Consider the following 17,416-nt stretch of genomic DNA (forward strand, 5'->3'; position numbering starts at 1 on the left):
GGATCGGCCGGGTGAGCCTCATGGCGGAGTCCCCGGCCGACGCGCGGCGCCGCACGGCGCTGCGCCGGATGCGCCTGGTCGCGCTGTCGTTGCTGCTGCTCGCGGCGGTCGTCTTCCTCGCGACGCTGCGCCTGGACCACGGCGGCGTGTGGGGGTACGTCAACACCGCGGCCGAGGCGGCGATGGTCGGCGCGCTCGCCGACTGGTTCGCCGTCACCGCCCTCTTCCGGCACCCGTTGGGCCTGCCGGTGCCGCACACGGCGATCATCCCGCGGCGCAAGAACGAGATCGGGCGCAACCTCCAGGAGTTCGTCACCGAGAACTTCCTCACCGTCGAGATCGCCCGCGAGCGGCTCGCGGCGGCCGACGTGACCGGCCGGGTCGGCCGCTGGCTCGGGGTCGCGCGCAACCGCCGACGCGTCCTCACCGAGGTCGTCCGGGTCGCGCGCGCCGGCCTCGGTCGGCTCACCGACGACGAGGTGCGCTCGCTCGTCGCCGACGTCCTCGTGCCCCGCCTCGTCCGCGAGCCGGTCAGCCCGATCGCCGGCGCGCTGCTCGAGGGGGTCGTCGAGGAGAGCACCCACCACGGGCTCGTCGACCTCGGCCTCGAGCAGCTGCACGACTGGCTGCGCGAGAACCCCGGCACCTACGCCGACGTCCTCGGCAGCAAGGCGCCGTGGTGGACCCCGCCGTGGCTCGACGACCGCGTCATCACCTGGACGTACGACCAGGTCCTCGCCTGGTTGCGCGAGATCCGCCGCGACCCGCGCCACCCGGCGCGCCTCGCCCTCGACGACCTCCTGCGCCGGCTCGCCCACGACCTCCAGCACGACGCCGACGTGATGGCGCGCGCCGAGTCGCTCAAGGAGCGCCTGCTCACCCACCCGCAGGCGGCTGAGACCGCGGTCGGGCTGTGGCGCTCGTTCCGCACCTCGCTCGAGACGGCGATGGACGACGAGCGCTCGTACTTCCACACCCGCGGCGACGAGCTGCTCGAGCACCTCGGCGCCCGGTTCGAGCACGACCCGGAGTGGAAGGCCGTCGCCGAGGCGCGCCTCGGGGAGGCGGTCTCGTTCGTCGTCTCGACCTACGGCGAGGAGCTGGCCGAGGTCATCTCCGTCACCGTCGAGCGCTGGGACGCCCGCGAGGCCTCCGAGCGCATCGAGCTGCACGTCGGTCGCGACCTCCAGTTCATCCGGATCAACGGCACGGTGGTCGGCGCCCTCGCGGGCCTCGTCATCCACGCGGTCGCGCAGCTGCTCGGATGACCCCGGCCGGCGCCCGGCTGGGATGCTGGGGCGCATGACCGCCGAGGCCGCCGCCCCGCCGACCCGCCTGCTGCTCACCGCTGCCACCGTGAGCGCGCTCGTCTTCGCCGTGCTCGACGCCGTCTGGCTGACCACCGGCTCCGGCACGCTCTACGACGACCGGATCGGCCACCTGCTCGCCGAGAAGCCGAACATGGCCGCTGCGGTGGCGTTCTACGTCGTCTACCTGCTCGGGTTCGTCCACTTCGTCGTCCGGCCGGCGCTCGCGGCGGGCTCGGTGCGGCGGGGCGTGCGCGACGCGGCGGCGTTCGGCGTCGTCACCTACGCGACCTTCGACCTCACCTCGATGGCGGTGCTGCGCGACTTCCCGCTCGTCGTCGTCCTCGTCGACATCGCGTGGGGGACGGTGCTGTGCACCGTGACCGCCGCCGTCGCGCTGGGCGTCACCCTGCGCCGCCGCTGACGGGCGGCAGCAGGGTGACGGCGCTCACTTCTTCTTCGGGGGGAGCGGGAAGAACATGCTCGTGCGCTCCTGGTACTCCGGGTAGCCGGGGCGCTTGGCCATCTCGGACTCCAGCAGCCGGGCCCCGGTCGCGAACGCGAGGAAGTAGGTCATGACGACCGGCGAGAGCACGGTGAGCACCCCGGGCCACGCCTCGGCCGCGACGACCCACATGCCCCACCAGACGGCGGAGTCGCCGAAGTAGTTCGGGTGGCGGGTCCAGCCCCAGAGGCCGCGGTCCATGACCTTGCCCTTGTTGGCGGGGTCGGCCTTGAACGCCTTGAGCTGGGCGTCGCCGACCGACTCGAAGGTCACGCCGACGAGCCAGACGAGGACGCCGAGCGCCGCGACCCAGCCGAGGGCCGAGTCGGTGGCGGCCGCGACCTGCAGCGGCAGGGACACGAACCACGCCGCCGCGCCCTGGGTGCCGAAGACCTTGACCAGGGCGGTGCGGAACCGCTTCTCCTCGGGGACGCCCGACAGCATCTTCGCGTAGCGCGGGTCCTCGCCCTGCCCGAGCGCACGCCCGCGGATGTGCCACGCCAGCCGGCCACCCCAGAGGGTGACGAGCACGGCGAGCAGCAGCGAGCGGCCCGAGTGCTGGCCGGCCAGGTACGCGACCCAGCCGATCGCGACGAAGACCAGGCCCCACGTGATGTCGACGACCGCGTACTTGCCGACCCGCTTCGACCACAGCGCCGTGGCGCCCATGGCCACGAGCGACGTGAGGGCGGACGCGACGAGGACGACGCCGAGCGTCCCTCCGGAGAAGCCGTCCATCAGCGCGCGGGGTCCGAGACGACGGCCGGGCCGCCGGTGCGGCGGAGGAGCAGCTGGTCGACGCCCATCCGGTTGTCGCGGAAGGCCTGCGCGCCACCGACGAGGTAGAGGCGCCAGACCCGCGCCCCCTCCTCGCCGAGGAGCTCGACGGCGCGGTCCCAGTTCTCCTCGAGGGTGCGGTGCCAGGCCTCGACCGTCCACACGTAGTGCTCGCGCAGGGCGTGCACGCCGCGGACCTCGAAACCGGCGCCCTGGAGGAAGGTCAGGGTGTCGCCGACCGGCCGCATCGTCATGTCGGGGGCGATGAACTGCTCGATGAACGGGCCGCCGCCGGGGTGGTGGCCGCGGAAGCGCGACATCTGCTGGACGAGGACGTACCCGCCGGGCTTGACGTTGCGGTGCAGCACCTCGGCGTAGGTGTCGTAGTTCTTCTCGCCGACGTGCTCGCCCATCTCGAGCGACGCGACGGCGTCGTACGGGCCGTCGTGCACCTCGCGGTAGTCCTGCAGGCGGATCTGCACCCGGTCCTGGAGCCCGCGCTCGCGGATCCGCTCGTCGATGAACGCCTTCTGCTCGGCGGCGATCGTCACGCCGGTGACGTGCGCCCCGAAGTGCTCGGCGGCGTACAGCGACAGCGAGCCCCAGCCGCAGCCGACGTCGAGGAAGCGCATGCCCTCCTGGAGGCCGACCTTGCGGCAGACCAGGTCGAGCTTGGCGGCCTGGGCGTCCTCGAGGCGCATCTGCGGACCGTCGGCGTAGAAGGCGCACGAGTAGGCCATGTGCGGGTCGAGGAGGAACTCGTAGAACTCGTTCGAGAGGTCGTAGTGGTGGCTGATCGAGGCGCGGTCGCGGGCCAGCGAGTGCAGCCGCCCCTTGATGACCGCCTGCGTGGCCGGCGGGGCCGGCGGGCGGGCGAGGGCCCCGGCGTCACGGGCGAGCCGGACGAGGTCGGGGAGCATCCGCGCGACGCGGGCCGGGGTGAGCGGCGGGAGGCTGCGCGCGGCCACCGTCTCGCGGACGAGGTCGAGGGCGTCACCGATCTCGCCGTGCACGTCGATCTCGCCGGTGACGTAGGCCTGCGCGGCGCCGAGCTCGCCCGGGTGCCAGAGGAGGCGGGTCAGGGCCTGCGGCGAGCGCAGCTCGACGAGCATGGCGCCCTCGGGGCCGGCCTCGGAGCCGTCCCAGGCCCGCAGCCGCACGGGCAGGGGGCCGGCGAGGAGGGGGCGCAGGGCGGCCTCGATGCGGGGGGCGAGCCCCTGTGTCGAGGTGCTCGTCGTGCTCCGGTCGGTCAGCGTCACGGGGGCTCCTGGGGTATGGGGGGTAGGGGAAGGCCGGGCGCTGGCTGCAGCGCCCGGCCCGTCGGGTGTGGTCACGACCGGGGTTCGGAGTCCGTCCGGGTCGCGGATGCCCCGTCGCCGGCGTCCTGCTCCTGGGCCTGCGCCCGGCGGCGCTCCCGCGCGGCGTTGGTCAGCTCGGTGACGTCGCCGACGAGGTCGGGGCCGAGGTGGTAGGCCTTGATCTCGTCGAGGACGCGCGGCGTCGTGCCGCGGCCGGCCAGCCAGACCGGGTGGCGCTCGGCGAGCCGGCGCAGGGCCGGTGCGTGCGCACGGAAGCCCGAGGGGCGGCGGCTGGCGAGGACGACGGCGTCCGGCTGGGTGAGGTCGGCGGCCGACGCGAGCGACGCGATCGGGGTGTCCGGACCGAGGTAGCGGATGCGCCACCCGGCCCGGCCGAGCAGCACGCCGAAGCTGAGGAGGATGATGTCGTGGAACTCGCCCGGCGGGCACGCGAGCACGGCCACCGGGCCCGTGCCGATGCCCCAGGTGAGCGACAGGACGCCGAGGCGCCGCCGCACGAGGCTGGAGGCGAAGTGCTCCTGGGCGATGCCGATGCGCCCGAGCTCCCACATCTCGCCCACCCGGACGAAGAACGGGACGAGCACGTCGACGATGGCGCTCTCCACGGAGCGGTCGAGGAACGCGGTGTCGAGGACGGCGTGCGCGCGGTCCTCGTCGAGCGCGGTGACTGCGTCGAGCAGCTGGGTGACGAGCAGCGGAGGGTCGGTGCGCATCGGGTCGACGGTGTGACCGTTGGTCGTCGGCTCGCCCTCGACGTCGTCGGTGGTGATGCCGGTCGCGGCGTTGCCGGCGCGCTCGGCGGCCAGCACCTGCCGGCATGCCTCCATGGCGCTGACGCCCTGCTCGCGCAGGGCCAGGACGTCGCGGACGCGGCGCTCGTCGTCGGCCCCGTAGAGCCGGTAGCCCCCGCTGCTGCGGACCGGGGTCAGCAGCCCGTAGCGGGACTCCCACGCACGCAGCACGTGGGTGCTGACCCCCACCTTGGTGGCCAGCTCTCCAATCCGCATCGATGGCGGAACCGAACGCCTCACGTCCTCCACGGTAGGCGCTCGGCAGAGATTTGACAAACCTTTGACGACATTCGATGAAAGGTTCTACGGTCGTGGCCATGCCCACCCACCCCGCGGCGAGCCCCGACGCTCGCCGGCGCATCGCCGTCGTCGGCGCCGGAGTCTCCGGTCTGACTGCGGCACACGTCCTCTCGTCCACCCACGACGTCACGCTCTACGAGGGTGAGGGCCGCCTCGGCGGCCACGCCCACACCCACACCGTCCCGACGTCGAGCGGCGACGTCCGGGTCGACAGCGGCTTCATCGTCCACAACGACCGCACCTACCCGCACCTGCGCCGCCTCTTCCGCGAGCTCGGCGTCGAGGCGCGCGACACCGAGATGTCGATGAGCATCCGGGACGCCTCGACCGGCCTCGAGTACGCGGGCGGCCGCGGGGTCAAGGGCTTCGTCGCCCGGCCCCGCCAGCTGCTCGACCGCGAGTACGTCGGGATGCTCCGCTCCGTCAAGCGCTTCCACGGCCTCGCCGCTCGCTTCCTCGACGAGACCGACGACGAGGACACGACGACCTACGGCGAGTTCATCCGCGAGCACGGCTTCCCCGAGTCTTTCACCCGGCTGTACGCCGTGCCGGTCGTCGCCTGCGTCTGGTCGAGCGGCGGCGGCGACGCCCTGGACTACCCGGCGCGGTACCTCTTCCGCTTCCTCCAGCACCACGGGATGCTCTCGGTCGGCGACTCCCCGCAGTGGATGACCGTCGTCGGCGGCTCCCGCACCTACGTCGACCTGCTGGCCGCCCGCCTGCCCGCGGTCCACGCCGGGGACCCCGTCACCTCCGTCGCCCGCACCCCCGAGGGTGTCGAGATCCGTACGGCGGGAGGGCGGCTCGACCGCCACGACCAGGTCGTCGTCGCGACTCACGCCGACGACGCCCTGCGGCTGCTCGCCGACGCGACGCCCGCCGAGAAGGAGGTCCTCGGGGCGTTCCGTTACTCCCGCAACGAGACCGTCCTGCACCGCGACGGCTCGCTGATGCCGCGCGCCCGGCTCGCGCGCGCGTCGTGGAACTACCTCGTCGGGGACCCGGCGCAGGGCGCCGTCGTCACGTACTGGATGAACAAGCTCATGGGCATCCCCGACAGCGAGCCCTTCTACGTCACGCTGAACGCCACCGAGCGCATCGACCCCGGTAGCGTCGTCGCCACCATGGAGTACACCCACCCCCTCTACGACGTGGCGGCCGTCCGGGCCCAGCGACGCCTGCCCGAGATCACCACGGACCGCACGGCGTTCGCCGGCGCCTACCAGGGCTGGGGCTTCCACGAGGACGGCTGCCGGTCGGGGGTGGAGGCGGCGCGCGCCTTCGGTGTCGAGTGGTGACCCGATGACCACCACCGCCGACCTGCCCGCCCTCCCCTCGATCGTCGTCGGGCAGGTGCACCACACGCGGCACCGCCCGGTGCGTCACTCGTTCACGCACAAGCACACGCAGTGGCTCGTCGACCTCGACGACATGCCGCGGGTCCCGTTGCCGCTCAGGCCTTTCGCCACGTTCCGCGCAGAGGACCACCTCGCCGGCAACCCGGGCATCCCGGCCCTCAAGGCCAACGTCCTGCGCGTCCTCGAGCGCCACGGCGTGCCGACGTCGGCCCGCGACCGGGTCGTCATGCTGTCGCACGCCCGGGTGCTCGGGCACGTGTTCGACCCGATGTCCGCCTTCTGGGTGTTCGCCCCCGACGGTGCGCTGCGCGCGGTGCTCGTCGAGGTGCACAACACCTACGGCGGCCGGCACGCCTACGTCCTGCGCCCCGACGAGGGCGGCCGCGCCTCGATGGACAAGGACTTCTACGTCTCGCCGTTCAACGACGTCGAGGGCGAGTACGCCATCCGCCTCACCCTCACCCCCGGGACCGTCGGCGTGGCCATCCGGCTGCGCACCCGCGACGAACCCCTCGTCACCGCGACCGTCACCGGACGCCCCCGCGCGGCCACCACCGCGCAGGTCGCCCGCACGGCGCTGCGGTACCCGCTCATGCCCCAGCGGGTCACGGCGCTCATCCGCGTCCACGGCATCTGGCTGTGGCTGCGGAGGCTGCCCGTCCGACCCCGCCCCGAGAACTCACTGGAGACCGTCCGATGACCGCAGAGACCCCCCGCCTCGAGCTCGCCACCCCGGCGCTGCGCTTCCCCCACGTCCTGACCCGGGGCACGGTCGCCAAGGCCATCACCGAGGTCGCCGTCAAGCCGATGCCGGTCCGGATGCGCTACCCCGACGGCACCGTCGTCGGCGCCGGCGGGCCGGACTCGCCGGTGCTCGAGGTCGTCCGGCCGCGGGCGATGTTCCGCCGGCTGGAGGCGCACCCGAAGATCGGCCTCGGCGAGGCGTACATGGCCGGCGACTGGCGCGTCGCCGACGGCACCGACCTCGCGCGGGCGCTCGCCCCGTTCGCGGCCCGGATGGGTGAGCTCGTGCCCAAGCCGCTGCTGTCGCTGCGCGGACTCGTCGACCGGGCCATCCCGCGGGCGCAGCGCAACACGCTCGAGGGCTCGCGCAGCAACATCAGCGCGCACTACGACCTCTCGAACGACCTCTTCGCGGCCTTCCTCGACCCGTCGATGTCCTACAGCTCGGCGCTATTCGACCCGACCCGTCCGGTCGCCGAGCAGGACCTCCACGAGGCGCAGGTGCGCAAGGTCGAGGCGATCCTCGACGCCGCCGACGTCCGCGAGGGCTCCCGTGTCCTCGAGATCGGCACCGGCTGGGGCGAGCTGTCCATCCGGGCGGCCGCCCGCGGCGCCACCGTCACCTCGGTCACGCTCTCGGCGGAGCAGCGCGACCTCGCGCTGCAGCGCATCGCCGCCGCGGGGTACACCGACCGCGTCCGGGTGCTGCTCCAGGACTACCGCGAGACGACCGGCGAGTACGACGCGATCGTCAGCGTCGAGATGATCGAGGCCGTCGGGGAGGAGTACTGGGAGACCTACTTCCGCCAGATCGACGCGCTGCTCGCGCCGGGCGGCGTCGTCGCCGTGCAGGCCATCCTCATGGAGCACCACCGGCTGCTGGCGACCAAGGGCTCCTTCGGCTGGATCCAGAAGTACATCTTCCCGGGCGGCCTCATCCCCTCGCTCCAGGCGATCCGCGACGTGACGCGTGAGTCGACCACCCTGCGGGTAGAGAGGGTCCACGGCTTCGGCGCCGACTACGCCGAGACGCTGCGTCGCTGGCGCGAGAGCTTCAACGCGCAGTGGCCGGACATCCAGCGGTACGGGTTCGACGAGACGTTCCGCCGGATGTGGGAGTTCTACCTCGCGTACTGCGAGGCGGGCTTCGCCACCGGCTACCTCGACGTGGCCCAGATCCGTTTCTCACGAAGGGACACCGCATGAGCACCACGGTGGAGCGCACCATCACGACGACCGCACCCCCGTCCGACGTCCTGCCCTACCTGGCCGACTTCCGCAACGCGACCGAGTGGGACGCGGGCACCGTCTCGTGCGAGCGGGTCAGCGGCGACGGCGGCGTCGGCACCACGTACAAGAACGTCTCGAAGTTCGCCGGCAACACCGTCGAGCTCGAGTACACGACCGAGGAGCTCGGTGAGGACCACGTCGTCATCGTCGGGCGCAACGACGCCGCGACGAGCCACGACACCATCACCGTGCGGCCGCACGGCACCGGCTCCGAGGTCACGTACAAGGCGGAGTTCGACTTCAGCGGGATCGTGGCCCTCGTCGGCCCGCTCATGACGCCGCTGCTCGAGCGGCTGGGCGACAAGACGGCCGCCCAGCTCAAGGACGTGCTGGACCGCCGGTGAGCGACTCCCGCGGCGCCGGCCGCCGAGCCCTCGTCACGGGCGTCACCGGCTACATCGGCTCCCGGCTCGTGCCGGCCCTCCTCGACGAGGGCTGGACGGTCCGGGTGCTGACGCGCGACGCCACCAAGCTCGACCGGCGCCTGTGGCGCGAGCGGGCCGAGGTCGTCGAGGGGGATGCGACCTCGCGCGCCACCCTCGCCGAGGCGCTCGCCGACGTCGACGTCGCCTACTACCTCCTGCACTCGATGGACGGCGCGGGCAACTTCGTCGAGCGCGACCGCGAGATGGCCCGCGCCTTCGGCCTCGCCGCCTACGAGGCCGAGGTCGGCCGCCTGGTCTACCTCTCCGGGCTGCACCCCGACGACGGCCCGCTCAGCGACCACCTCGCCTCCCGCGTCGAGGTCGGCGACCTCCTCATGGCCAGCGGCGTGCCGACCGCGGTGCTGCAGGCGGCGATCATCCTCGGGTCCGGCTCGGCGTCGTTCGAGATGCTGCGACACCTCACGTCGCGGCTGCCGGTCATGGTCGCCCCCAAGTGGCTCGACAACCGGATCCAGCCGATCGCCGTGCGCGACGTCCTGCACTACCTCGTCGGCGCGGCCGACCTGCCGCCGGACGTCAACCGCACGTTCGACATCGGCGGCCCGGAGGTGCTGACCTACCGCGAGATGATCACCCGCTTCGCGAGGCTGGGGGGCATGCTGCCGCGCACCGTCCTCACCGTGCCGGTGCTGACGCCGCGCCTGGCCAGCCAGTGGGTCGGGTTCGTCACCCCGGTGCCGACGGGGGTCGCCAAGCCGCTCGTCGAGAGCCTGCTCCACGAGGTCGTCTGCGAGGAGCACGACGTCGACGACCTCGTCGGCCCGCCCCCGCAGGGCGCGCTCGGCTTCGACCGCGCCGTCACCGACGCCATCGCCGGCGACGACGCGGACCCGCGTCCCGAGCCCGGCACCGTCGACCCCGCCCGGGTCACCGCGGCCGACCCCTCGTGGGCCGGGGGTGGCAGCGGGTCGTCGGGCTGAGTCCGATGGCCACGTCCGTCCGGCCGGTCGCCGAGCTGCGCGCGTTCGTCCGCGCCGCGCTCGTCGACCCCGTCCCGCGCGACCACACCGAGACCGACCGGGCCTTCCGTCGGCGCCGGGTCGTCGCGGTCGTCACCCTGCTCGTCGGGGCCGGCATCCTCGCGTACGCGCTGCGGATCGAGCCCGGCGACCCGACCTTCTACCTCGCGACCCTCGCGCTGGCGCTCGTCTGGGCGGTCGGGGCGTTCGTCTCGGGGCCGCTGCACCTCGGCCGCGCCCACTCGCGTGCGGGGCGCACCGACAGCCGCCCGGTCGTGCAGTCGCTGGCGCTCGGCGCGCTGCTGCTCGGGGTCTTCCTGCTCGGCTCAGTCGTCGTCGCGCAGATCCCCTTCCTCCGTGACCCCGTGCAGCAGCTGCTCGACCACGCCCGGTACGGCTCGCTCTGGGTCGTCGCGGTGATCACGGTCGTCAACGGGGTCGCCGAAGAGCTGTACTTCCGCGGTGCCCTCTACGCGGGCGTCGGCCGCAAGCACGCCGTCGCGGTGACGACCGTCGTCTACGCCCTCGTGACCGCCACCTCGGCCATCCCGCTGCTCGTCTTCGCCGCGGCGGTCGTCGGCGTCGTCGTCGGGCTGCAGCGACGGGTGACCGGCGGCATCCTCGGCCCGATCGTCACCCACCTCACCTGGTCCCTCGGGATGCTCTTCCTCCTGCCCCCCGTCCTCGACCGCCTCTCCTGAGGAGCGACCCGCGATGACCTCCGTCCTCTGGCTCCGCCGCGACCTGCGCCGCCGGGACCACCCGGCGCTCCTCGCGGCCCGTGACGCGGCGGGGGACGGCGACCTCGTCGTCGCCTTCGTCGTGGACCCGCGGTTCTGGGACCGCGGGGGGCCGGTGCGCCGCGCCTGGCTCGCGGCGACGCTGCGCGACCTCGACGAGACGCTCGACGGCTCGCTCACCCTCCTCCACGGCGACCCGCGGCAGGTCGTGCCCGCCCTCGCGGAGCGCGTGGGAGCCTCCAGCGTCCACGTCTCGCGCGAGACCACCCCCGGCGGGCTGCGGCGCGACGAGGCCGTCCGTGACGCGCTCGGCGAGGGCGTCGAGTGGGTCGAGACCGGCACCCCGTACGCCGTCGGGCCGGGCCTGGTGACCAACGGCTCCGGCGACCCCTACAAGGTCTTCACCCCGTTCTCCAAGGCCTGGCGCTCGCACGGATGGCCCGAGCCCGCGCCGACCCCGCGCACCCTGCCGCTGCGGCACGCCCGCAACGACGCCGACGCGACGGCGGCGCTCGACGCCGCCCTCTCCGCCCCCGACCTGCCCGACCTGCCGCCGGTCGGCGAGGAGGCCGCGCTGCGCCGCTTCCGGGCCTTCCGCGACGACGCCCTCACCGACTACGACGACGACCGCGACCGCCCGGCCCTCGACGCCACGTCGCGGATGTCGCCCTACCTCAAGCTCGGGGTCGTGCACCCGCGCACCCTGCTCGCCGAGCTGGCCGACCGCAGCGGCACCGGGGTCGAGACCTACCGCGACGAGCTCGCCTGGCGCGAGTTCTACGCCGACGTGCTCTTCCACAACCCACGCAGCGCGTGGTCCGACCTGCGACCGGCCCTGAAGGGCATGCGCTACGACGAGCCCGAGGACGCCGTCGAGGCGTGGCGCCGTGGCGAGACCGGCTACCCCGTCGTCGACGCCGGGATGCGGCAGCTGCTCGCCGAGGGCTGGATGCACAACCGCGTCCGGATGATCACCGCGAGCTTCCTCACCAAGGACCTCCACGTGTGGTGGCCGGTCGGGGCGCGGCACTTCCTCGACCACCTCTGCGACGGCGACCTCGCCTCCAACAACCACGGCTGGCAGTGGGTGGCCGGCACCGGCACCGACGCCTCGCCGTACTTCCGGGTCTTCAACCCGGTCACGCAGGGCGAGAAGTTCGACCCGAGCGGCGACTACGTCCGGCGCTGGGTGCCGGAGCTGCGGCACCTGTCGGGCAAGGCCGCGCACCAGCCGTGGAACCACGACGACGGCTACGCCCACGGCTACCCGGAGCGCATCGTCGACCACGCCGAGGAGCGCCAGGAGGCCCTCGACCGGTACGCCGCCGTCCGCGGCTGAGGTCGGCCACCGACCGGGTCCCGACCGTCGGTCCCGGGTCCTGCCCGGGGCCGGCGAGGGCGTCGAAGGTTGGGCGGTTTTCCGCACACGGACTTGGGGAAAAGATCGGCCCGCCGGTAGCCTTGGTCGCGACGAGGGGAGTACTTCCCAAGTCCGTCACCGGTCAGTACGAGCATCCCATGGTGCTCCCGGAGCGGCGCCACACCCCGGTGTGGTGAAGGAGACCTCGGGACAACGATCGTGCCCCGAGGAGCGTCATGCCATCCCTCCACACCCTCGTCGCGGCGGCCGAGCCCGCCGCCGCCGAGCAGTCCGTCGGCACCCCCCTGCTGTGGGGCGTCACCATCGCGGCCGTCCTCGGTCTCTTCGCCCTCGACTTCGTGCTGACGCGCAAGCCGCACGAGGTGTCGATGAAGGAGGCCGTCGGCTGGTCGAGCTTCTACATCGCCCTGCCCCTCGCCTTCGGTGTCTTCATCTGGTCGCAGTACGGCGGTGACCGCGGCCTCGAGTACTACACGGGCTACCTCGTCGAGAAGTCGCTCTCGGTCGACAACCTCTTCGTCTTCATGCTGCTGCTCGCGGCCTTCGCGGTGCCGGACGAGCTCAAGCAGCGCGTGCTGCTCATCGGCGTCGCCGGCGCCCTCATCCTGCGGGGCATCTTCATCGCCGTCGGGGCGCAGCTGATCTCGATGTTCGCGTGGACCTTCCTCCTGTTCGGCGTCATCCTCCTGATCACCGCCGTCAAGGTGCTCAAGGACGCGATGTCCGACGAGGAGGAGGGCGTCGACATCGGCTCGCTGCGCACCGTCAAGCTGCTCCGCCGGTTCTTCCCGGTCGTCGAGGACTACCGCGGCCCGCACCTGACCGTCAAGGAGAAGGGCAAGCGCGCCCTCACCCCGCTCGGCCTCGTCGCCGTGGCCATCCTCGGCACCGACATCGTCTTCGCGGTCGACTCGGTCCCGGCCGTCTTCGGCATCACCGGTGACGCCTACCTCGTGTTCGCGACCAACGCGTTCGCCCTCCTCGGCCTGCGCGCCCTCTACTTCGTCCTCGAGGGCCTGCTCGGTGCGCTGCGCCACCTCGGCTTCGGCCTCGCGGCGATCCTCGCCTTCATCGGCGTCAAGCTCGTCCTGCACTGGGCGCACGGCGTCTGGCCGGGCACCCCGGAGGTCCCGACCCTCGCCTCGCTCGGCGTCATCGTCGGCATCCTCGCGCTCGTCACGACGACGAGCATCATCGCCAACAAGCGTGACGAGGCCAACGGCGTCGACCGGGGCGATGACGACCCGGACGCGACGCGGCGCCCGGAGCTCGAGCCCGAGCGCTCCTGACCCCCACGCACGACACCGACGGCCCGGCGGGACACCCCAGCCGGGCCGTCCCGTGTGGACGCGACGTGCGCGAGCGCGGCACGCCTCACTACGGTGGGCCGGTGACCGACGACGCCCCCACCTCGCACCCGGTCTCGGGGGCGGACTGCACCGGCGAGGTGCTCGACGAGGGGGCGCTCGTCCTGCGCTGGCACCCCGTCGGCTCCGAGCCGGTCCTCTTCTCCCACCCGACGCTGCCGGTGCGCTCCGGCACGCCGCCGCACGCCGGGATCCCGGTGTGCTGGCCCTGGTTCGGCGCGGGGCGCCACGGCGACAAGGCGCCCTCGCACGGATGGGTGCGCTCGACGCGCTGGCACCTCCTCGAGGAGGTCGCCGACGCCCGTGGCGGCACGGTGCGGATGGGCCTGTCGTCGCGGGACTCCGGCAGCCTCCAGTGGCCGCACCCCTACCGGCTCGAGCTCGTCGCCCGGATGGGTCGCGAGCTCGAGGTCTCGCTCTCGACGACCAACCCCGGGCGCGAGCCCGTCGTCGTCGAGGAGGCCCTGCACGCCTACCTCGCGGTGGGGGACGTGCGGCAGGTGAGCATCGGCGGCCTCGACGGTGCACGCTTCCACGACAAGGTGACCGGGCGCGACGAGACCCAGCGGGGCGACCTCGTCCTCGACGGCGAGACCGACCGCGTCTACCGCTCGGACGTGGCCGTCACCGTCACCGACCCCGTGCTCGGCCGCCGGCTGCGCGTCGAGACCGAGGGCGCCGCCGACCGCGTCGTCTGGAACCCCGGCCCGGACAAGGGCCCCGGCATCCCCGACATCGCCGACGAGTGGCCGCATTTCGTCTGCGTCGAGGCCGCCAACGCGCTCGCCGACGTGGTGACCGTCGGCCCCGGGGAGACCCACACCCTGACCTACCGCCTGTCCGTGGAGGACCTGTGACCAGCTGGCTCGACGACCCGACCCACCGCGAGTGGCTCGGCCGGGGACTGTCCGACGTCCTCGGCTTCGCCCTGCGCTCGATCCGGCCCGAGGGCGGCTTCCACCACCTCGACGCCGACGGCACCCCCCTGCAGGACCACCCGCCGATGCTGTTCCTCACGGCGCGGATGGCGTACTCCGCGTCCGCCGGTGTGCGGCACGGCGTCCCGGGCTCGGGGGAGCTGCTCGACCACGCGATGGCCTCGCTCATCGGGCTGCACGCCGACACCGAGCACGGAGGCTGGCTGACCCAGCCGGGGACCGAGACGCGCAAGGCGACGTACGACCACGTGCACGTCGGGCTCGCCGCCTCCGCGGCGCTCGGGGTCGGGCACCCGGGAGCGCGGGCGCTGCTCGACCAGGTGGTCGAGGTCGTCGACACCCACCTGTGGGACGAGGGTTCGCGGTCGCTGCGGGAGTCCTTCGCCGCCGACTGGAGCGACTCCGAGGACTACCGCGGCGCCAACGCCAACATGCACGGGCTCGAGGCCTTCCTCGCGATGGGCCATGCCACCGGCGACGCCGTCTGGCACGAGCGCGGTCTCGACATCGCCGACCGGCTGATCAACCGGGCCGCGCGCGAGAACGGCTGGCTGCTGCCGGAGCACTTCTCGGCCGACTGGCAGGTGCTGCCCGAGTACAACCGGGACGAGCCGAACCACCCCTTCCGCCCGTACGGCGCGACCTTCGGCCACTCGCTCGAGTGGGCGCGCTTCCTCCTCCAGCTGGACGCCTCGCCGCTCGTCGGGTCGCCGGACTGGCTCGTCGAGTCGGCGGACGCCCTGGCGCGACGGGCGCTCGACGGCGGCTGGGCCCTCGACGGTCGCCCGGGCCTGGTCTACACGGTCGACTGGGAGGGCGCTCCCGTCGCGGACGTGCGCCTGCACTGGCCGGTGTGCGAGGGCATCCAGCTCTCGGCGTCGATGGTCCGGCTGACCGGCGACCCGCACTGGGAGGGCTGGTACCGCCGGCTCTGGGACCACGCGGCGCGCTTCTGGGTCGACGAGCGCGGCACCTGGCGCAACGAGCTGGACGACGAGATGCGCGAGGCCGGCACCATCTGGCCCGGGCGCCCCGACGTCTACCACTGCGGCGGCGCCCTCTCCGGCCCCCTCGAGGCCTGAACCCCGCGCCCCACACGCCCCACGCGTCCCCACATTTCGGGGTCACCCCGAAATGTCCACGAGACCCCGGCTCGGAGCCGGGGTCTCGCGGACGAACCGGGGTCTCGACGCCGCCGGGACCGGAGTGTCGCTGATGGCGCGTCCGGTGGCGTGAGAACCGGGGTGATGACCCCAGGTCCTGCGCCACGGATGGGACCACGCGCCGGCGGAGCGGGCTCAGCCGAGCACGACCACCGCGTCCGGGTCCTCGACCGGCAGGTCCGGGTCCGCGGTCGCGGTGACGTCCATCGCGAACGGACCGGTCTCGGCACCGAGCGTCGTCATGAGGGCGACGTCCGCCGCGTCCCGCCCGGTGCCGGTGCGCACCATCGACGCACGGGGCGCGAGCCGGGTCGCGTCGAGTAGGCGCCACTCGTCGCCGACCGCCGTCTCGACGACGGCGTGCGCGTCCATCGGGTCGAGGCCGGGGGCGTAGACCGAGACGTAGCGGGCCGGGACCTCGAGGGCCCGCAGCAGCGTGACCGTCAGGTGCGCGTAGTCCCGGCAGACGCCCTGCCCGGTGTGCAGCGGGACGAGGGCGTCGTCGCCGGCGTCGGTGGAGCCGGGGGTGTAGGCGGTGCGGTCGTGGACCCACGCGGCGACCCGGCGGGCGAGGTCCCACGGGTCGTCGACACCGGCGAACTCGGACGCCGCCCAGCCCTGCACGCGGTCGCTCGGGCAGTAGCGGCTCGGCAGGACGTCGGTGAACCGGTCGGCGTCGGTGACCGGTGCCGGGTCGAGCAGGTCGAGACGGACGGTCGCGCGGTAGCGCACCGACAGCTCGCCCCGCGGGGCGTCGACCACGTGCAGGTGGGTGTGGTGGTGCAGCCCGACCTCGCGGGCGTCGAGCGGGTGCCCATCGGGGCCGGTGACCGCCAGCGACTCGTCGCGGTCGAGGTGCCCGGCGTCGGTGAGGCAGAACGCGACCTCGCCGGCCGTGACGATCTCGGTGCGCAGGTCGAGCGCCACCGAGGTCGTCGGGCCGGCAGGCGTACCGCCCGCGGCGGGGCTCAGAGCCATCCGGCGCCCTGGGCGATGAGGAGCAGGCCGAAGACGAGGAACGCGGCGGCCGCGCCGTACTTGATGACCTTCTCCGGCAGCTTGCGGCCGAGGACCGCGCCGACGCCGATGGCCAGCGCGTCGGCGGCGACCATCCCGACGGTGCTGCCGATCCAGGTACCGAACCAGCCCTCCTGCGTCGCGAGCGTGATGGTGGCGAGCATCGTCTTGTCGCCGAGCTCGGCGAGGAAGAACGCGACACCGACGGCGAGGAGCGCCGCCCCGGTGCTGCGGCGGGCCTTGTCGGCCTCGTCCTCGGTCAGCTCGTCGCCGCGCAGGGTCCAGGCGGCGAAGACGAGGAAGGCGACGCCGGCGACGATCGAGATCGTCCCCTGGTACTGCTCGAAGGCGCTCCCGACGGCGGCGCCGATGCCGACGGAGACGAGGTGGACGATGGCGGTGGCGGCGGTGATGCCGATGAGGACGTCGCGGACGCGGTAGCGCGTCGCGAAGGTCATCGCCATGAGCTGGCTCTTGTCGCCGAGCTCGGCGACGAAGATGACGGCAGTGCTGAGCAGGAACGCGTACATGTGGTGGGGGCTCTTCCTCGTGCCGGACGAGGAGTGCCGCGGGAGGGACCTCTCGGCCGGCACGCGTGACTGGACGGGCGTGCTTCTGGCCGAAAGTCTCGTCCGCCACCCGAGGTGGCCCGCCGTACCGGACCCGGGGGTCAGTGTGTCGACACGGCGATTGGGGACTACTCCCTTTCGCCACCAACCGTAGCGGCCCACGACGTGGAGACGGAAATCGCCGGTGGTGCGCATCCCGTAGGTTGGACGGGTCGAGGCACGAGCACGCGGGCGGCACCGTCCGCGCACGAGGAGAGGTGGTCGCCGTGGCCGGGTCCGAAGGACTGTCGTGGGGCTACCGGTTCGGGTGGCGGGTCCGGTACCTCCTGACCAGCGTGTTCGGCCCGGCGCAGCTCGGCACCGAGGACGACCCCCAGGCGAAGCTCCGGCGCGAGCGGGCCCGGCGGGTCGAGAAGGCGCGGCGCTCGCGCGAGGGCTGAGGGAT

The 17,416-nt window shown here is 73.3% G+C and carries 18 protein-coding genes; 13 read left to right on the forward strand and 5 right to left on the reverse strand.

The genetic code is table 11. The features are described 5' to 3' along the window. Window positions 1–20 precede the first annotated feature (20 nt). Both LG324_RS04150 and LG324_RS04155 read left to right on the forward strand, forming a co-directional pair. Window positions 21–1,268, forward strand: a complete 1,248-nt coding sequence (locus LG324_RS04150; RefSeq protein ID WP_404353121.1) for a DUF445 domain-containing protein — start codon at window positions 21–23, stop codon at window positions 1,266–1,268. A gap of 34 nt (window positions 1,269–1,302) precedes the next feature. Continuing rightward, window positions 1,303–1,731, forward strand: a complete 429-nt coding sequence (locus LG324_RS04155; RefSeq protein ID WP_404352064.1) for a DUF2177 family protein — start codon at window positions 1,303–1,305, stop codon at window positions 1,729–1,731. Between the two features lie 24 nt (window positions 1,732–1,755). Here LG324_RS04155 and LG324_RS04160 read toward each other — a convergent pair whose 3' ends face one another. From LG324_RS04160 to LG324_RS04170, 3 genes are all read right to left on the reverse strand, one after another. After that, a complete protein-coding gene (locus LG324_RS04160) occupies window positions 1,756–2,550 on the reverse strand; it encodes a DUF1295 domain-containing protein (protein ID WP_030526897.1) in 795 nt (264 codons plus the stop codon). Further along, on the reverse strand, window positions 2,550–3,848 hold the full coding sequence (locus tag LG324_RS04165) for a class I SAM-dependent methyltransferase (RefSeq protein WP_404352067.1): 1,299 nt from the start codon (window positions 3,846–3,848) through the stop codon (window positions 2,550–2,552). The genes LG324_RS04160 and LG324_RS04165 overlap by 1 nt, the downstream gene beginning before the upstream one ends. 71 nt (window positions 3,849–3,919) lie before the next feature. Then, window positions 3,920–4,915, reverse strand: a complete 996-nt coding sequence (locus LG324_RS04170; RefSeq protein ID WP_404352069.1) for a B12-binding domain-containing protein — start codon at window positions 4,913–4,915, stop codon at window positions 3,920–3,922. 101 nt (window positions 4,916–5,016) lie between these two features. On the opposite strand from LG324_RS04170, the gene LG324_RS04175 reads away from it, so the two are divergent. From LG324_RS04175 to LG324_RS04220, 10 genes are all read left to right on the forward strand, one after another. Further along, window positions 5,017–6,297 (forward strand): NAD(P)/FAD-dependent oxidoreductase, encoded by a 1,281-nt coding sequence (locus LG324_RS04175; RefSeq protein ID WP_404352071.1) that lies wholly within the window; start codon window positions 5,017–5,019, stop codon window positions 6,295–6,297. Between the two features lie 4 nt (window positions 6,298–6,301). Further along, on the forward strand, window positions 6,302–7,057 hold the full coding sequence (locus LG324_RS04180) for a DUF1365 domain-containing protein (RefSeq protein WP_404352073.1): 756 nt from the start codon (window positions 6,302–6,304) through the stop codon (window positions 7,055–7,057). Continuing rightward, complete coding sequence (locus tag LG324_RS04185) at window positions 7,054–8,307, forward strand: class I SAM-dependent methyltransferase (protein WP_404352076.1); 1,254 nt, start codon at window positions 7,054–7,056, stop codon at window positions 8,305–8,307. Before LG324_RS04180 ends, LG324_RS04185 begins: the two co-directional genes overlap by 4 nt. Continuing rightward, window positions 8,304–8,735 (forward strand): SRPBCC family protein, encoded by a 432-nt coding sequence (locus LG324_RS04190; protein ID WP_030526891.1) that lies wholly within the window; start codon window positions 8,304–8,306, stop codon window positions 8,733–8,735. The genes LG324_RS04185 and LG324_RS04190 overlap by 4 nt, the downstream gene beginning before the upstream one ends. Then, a complete protein-coding gene (locus LG324_RS04195; RefSeq protein WP_030526890.1) occupies window positions 8,732–9,757 on the forward strand; it encodes an NAD(P)H-binding protein in 1,026 nt (341 codons plus the stop codon). Before LG324_RS04190 ends, LG324_RS04195 begins: the two co-directional genes overlap by 4 nt. Before the next feature lie 5 nt (window positions 9,758–9,762). Beyond that, the gene (locus LG324_RS04200; protein WP_030526889.1) at window positions 9,763–10,497 is read left to right on the forward strand and encodes a CPBP family intramembrane glutamic endopeptidase; all 735 of its coding nucleotides are present in this window, start codon (window positions 9,763–9,765) and stop codon (window positions 10,495–10,497) included. Window positions 10,498–10,510: 13 nt separating this feature from the next. Next, the gene (locus tag LG324_RS04205) at window positions 10,511–11,875 is read left to right on the forward strand and encodes a cryptochrome/photolyase family protein (RefSeq protein WP_404352080.1); all 1,365 of its coding nucleotides are present in this window, start codon (window positions 10,511–10,513) and stop codon (window positions 11,873–11,875) included. Window positions 11,876–12,132: 257 nt separating this feature from the next. Continuing rightward, window positions 12,133–13,206: a TerC family protein gene (locus LG324_RS04210; RefSeq protein WP_404352083.1), complete on the forward strand. Its 1,074-nt coding sequence runs from the start codon at window positions 12,133–12,135 to the stop codon at window positions 13,204–13,206. Window positions 13,207–13,307: 101 nt separating this feature from the next. Then, the gene (locus tag LG324_RS04215) at window positions 13,308–14,141 is read left to right on the forward strand and encodes a D-hexose-6-phosphate mutarotase (RefSeq protein ID WP_404352086.1); all 834 of its coding nucleotides are present in this window, start codon (window positions 13,308–13,310) and stop codon (window positions 14,139–14,141) included. Then, window positions 14,138–15,304, forward strand: a complete 1,167-nt coding sequence (locus tag LG324_RS04220) for an AGE family epimerase/isomerase (RefSeq protein ID WP_404352089.1) — start codon at window positions 14,138–14,140, stop codon at window positions 15,302–15,304. The genes LG324_RS04215 and LG324_RS04220 overlap by 4 nt, the downstream gene beginning before the upstream one ends. 216 nt (window positions 15,305–15,520) lie before the next feature. On the opposite strand, the gene LG324_RS04225 is transcribed toward LG324_RS04220, so the two are convergent. Both LG324_RS04225 and LG324_RS04230 read right to left on the reverse strand, forming a co-directional pair. Beyond that, window positions 15,521–16,363, reverse strand: a complete 843-nt coding sequence (locus tag LG324_RS04225) for a transglutaminase family protein (RefSeq protein ID WP_404352091.1) — start codon at window positions 16,361–16,363, stop codon at window positions 15,521–15,523. Then, entirely contained in the window at window positions 16,354–16,932 is a 579-nt protein-coding gene (locus LG324_RS04230; protein WP_404352094.1) for a TMEM165/GDT1 family protein, read from the reverse strand. Before LG324_RS04230 ends, LG324_RS04225 begins: the two co-directional genes overlap by 10 nt. Before the next feature lie 305 nt (window positions 16,933–17,237). On the opposite strand from LG324_RS04230, the gene LG324_RS04235 reads away from it, so the two are divergent. Continuing rightward, on the forward strand, window positions 17,238–17,411 hold the full coding sequence (locus tag LG324_RS04235; protein ID WP_404352096.1) for a hypothetical protein: 174 nt from the start codon (window positions 17,238–17,240) through the stop codon (window positions 17,409–17,411). Window positions 17,412–17,416: the final 5 nt, after the last annotated feature.

It is taken from the genome of Phycicoccus jejuensis (assembly GCF_044797865.1).
GTDB classification, from domain to species: Bacteria; Actinomycetota; Actinomycetes; order Actinomycetales; family Dermatophilaceae; genus Phycicoccus; species Phycicoccus jejuensis.

Coding starts and splice junctions, on each gene's coding strand:
- LG324_RS04150 (WP_404353121.1), top strand. CDS start 21: ATGGCGGAGTCCCCGGCCGACGCGCGGCGCCGCACGGCGCTGCGCCGG.
- LG324_RS04155 (WP_404352064.1), top strand. CDS start 1,303: ATGACCGCCGAGGCCGCCGCCCCGCCGACCCGCCTGCTGCTCACCGCT.
- LG324_RS04160 (WP_030526897.1), bottom strand. CDS start 2,550: ATGGACGGCTTCTCCGGAGGGACGCTCGGCGTCGTCCTCGTCGCGTCC.
- LG324_RS04170 (WP_404352069.1), bottom strand. CDS start 4,915: ATGCGGATTGGAGAGCTGGCCACCAAGGTGGGGGTCAGCACCCACGTG.
- LG324_RS04175 (WP_404352071.1), top strand. CDS start 5,017: ATGCCCACCCACCCCGCGGCGAGCCCCGACGCTCGCCGGCGCATCGCC.
- LG324_RS04180 (WP_404352073.1), top strand. CDS start 6,302: ATGACCACCACCGCCGACCTGCCCGCCCTCCCCTCGATCGTCGTCGGG.
- LG324_RS04185 (WP_404352076.1), top strand. CDS start 7,054: ATGACCGCAGAGACCCCCCGCCTCGAGCTCGCCACCCCGGCGCTGCGC.
- LG324_RS04190 (WP_030526891.1), top strand. CDS start 8,304: ATGAGCACCACGGTGGAGCGCACCATCACGACGACCGCACCCCCGTCC.
- LG324_RS04200 (WP_030526889.1), top strand. CDS start 9,763: ATGGCCACGTCCGTCCGGCCGGTCGCCGAGCTGCGCGCGTTCGTCCGC.
- LG324_RS04205 (WP_404352080.1), top strand. CDS start 10,511: ATGACCTCCGTCCTCTGGCTCCGCCGCGACCTGCGCCGCCGGGACCAC.
- LG324_RS04210 (WP_404352083.1), top strand. CDS start 12,133: ATGCCATCCCTCCACACCCTCGTCGCGGCGGCCGAGCCCGCCGCCGCC.
- LG324_RS04225 (WP_404352091.1), bottom strand. CDS start 16,363: ATGGCTCTGAGCCCCGCCGCGGGCGGTACGCCTGCCGGCCCGACGACC.
- LG324_RS04230 (WP_404352094.1), bottom strand. CDS start 16,932: ATGTACGCGTTCCTGCTCAGCACTGCCGTCATCTTCGTCGCCGAGCTC.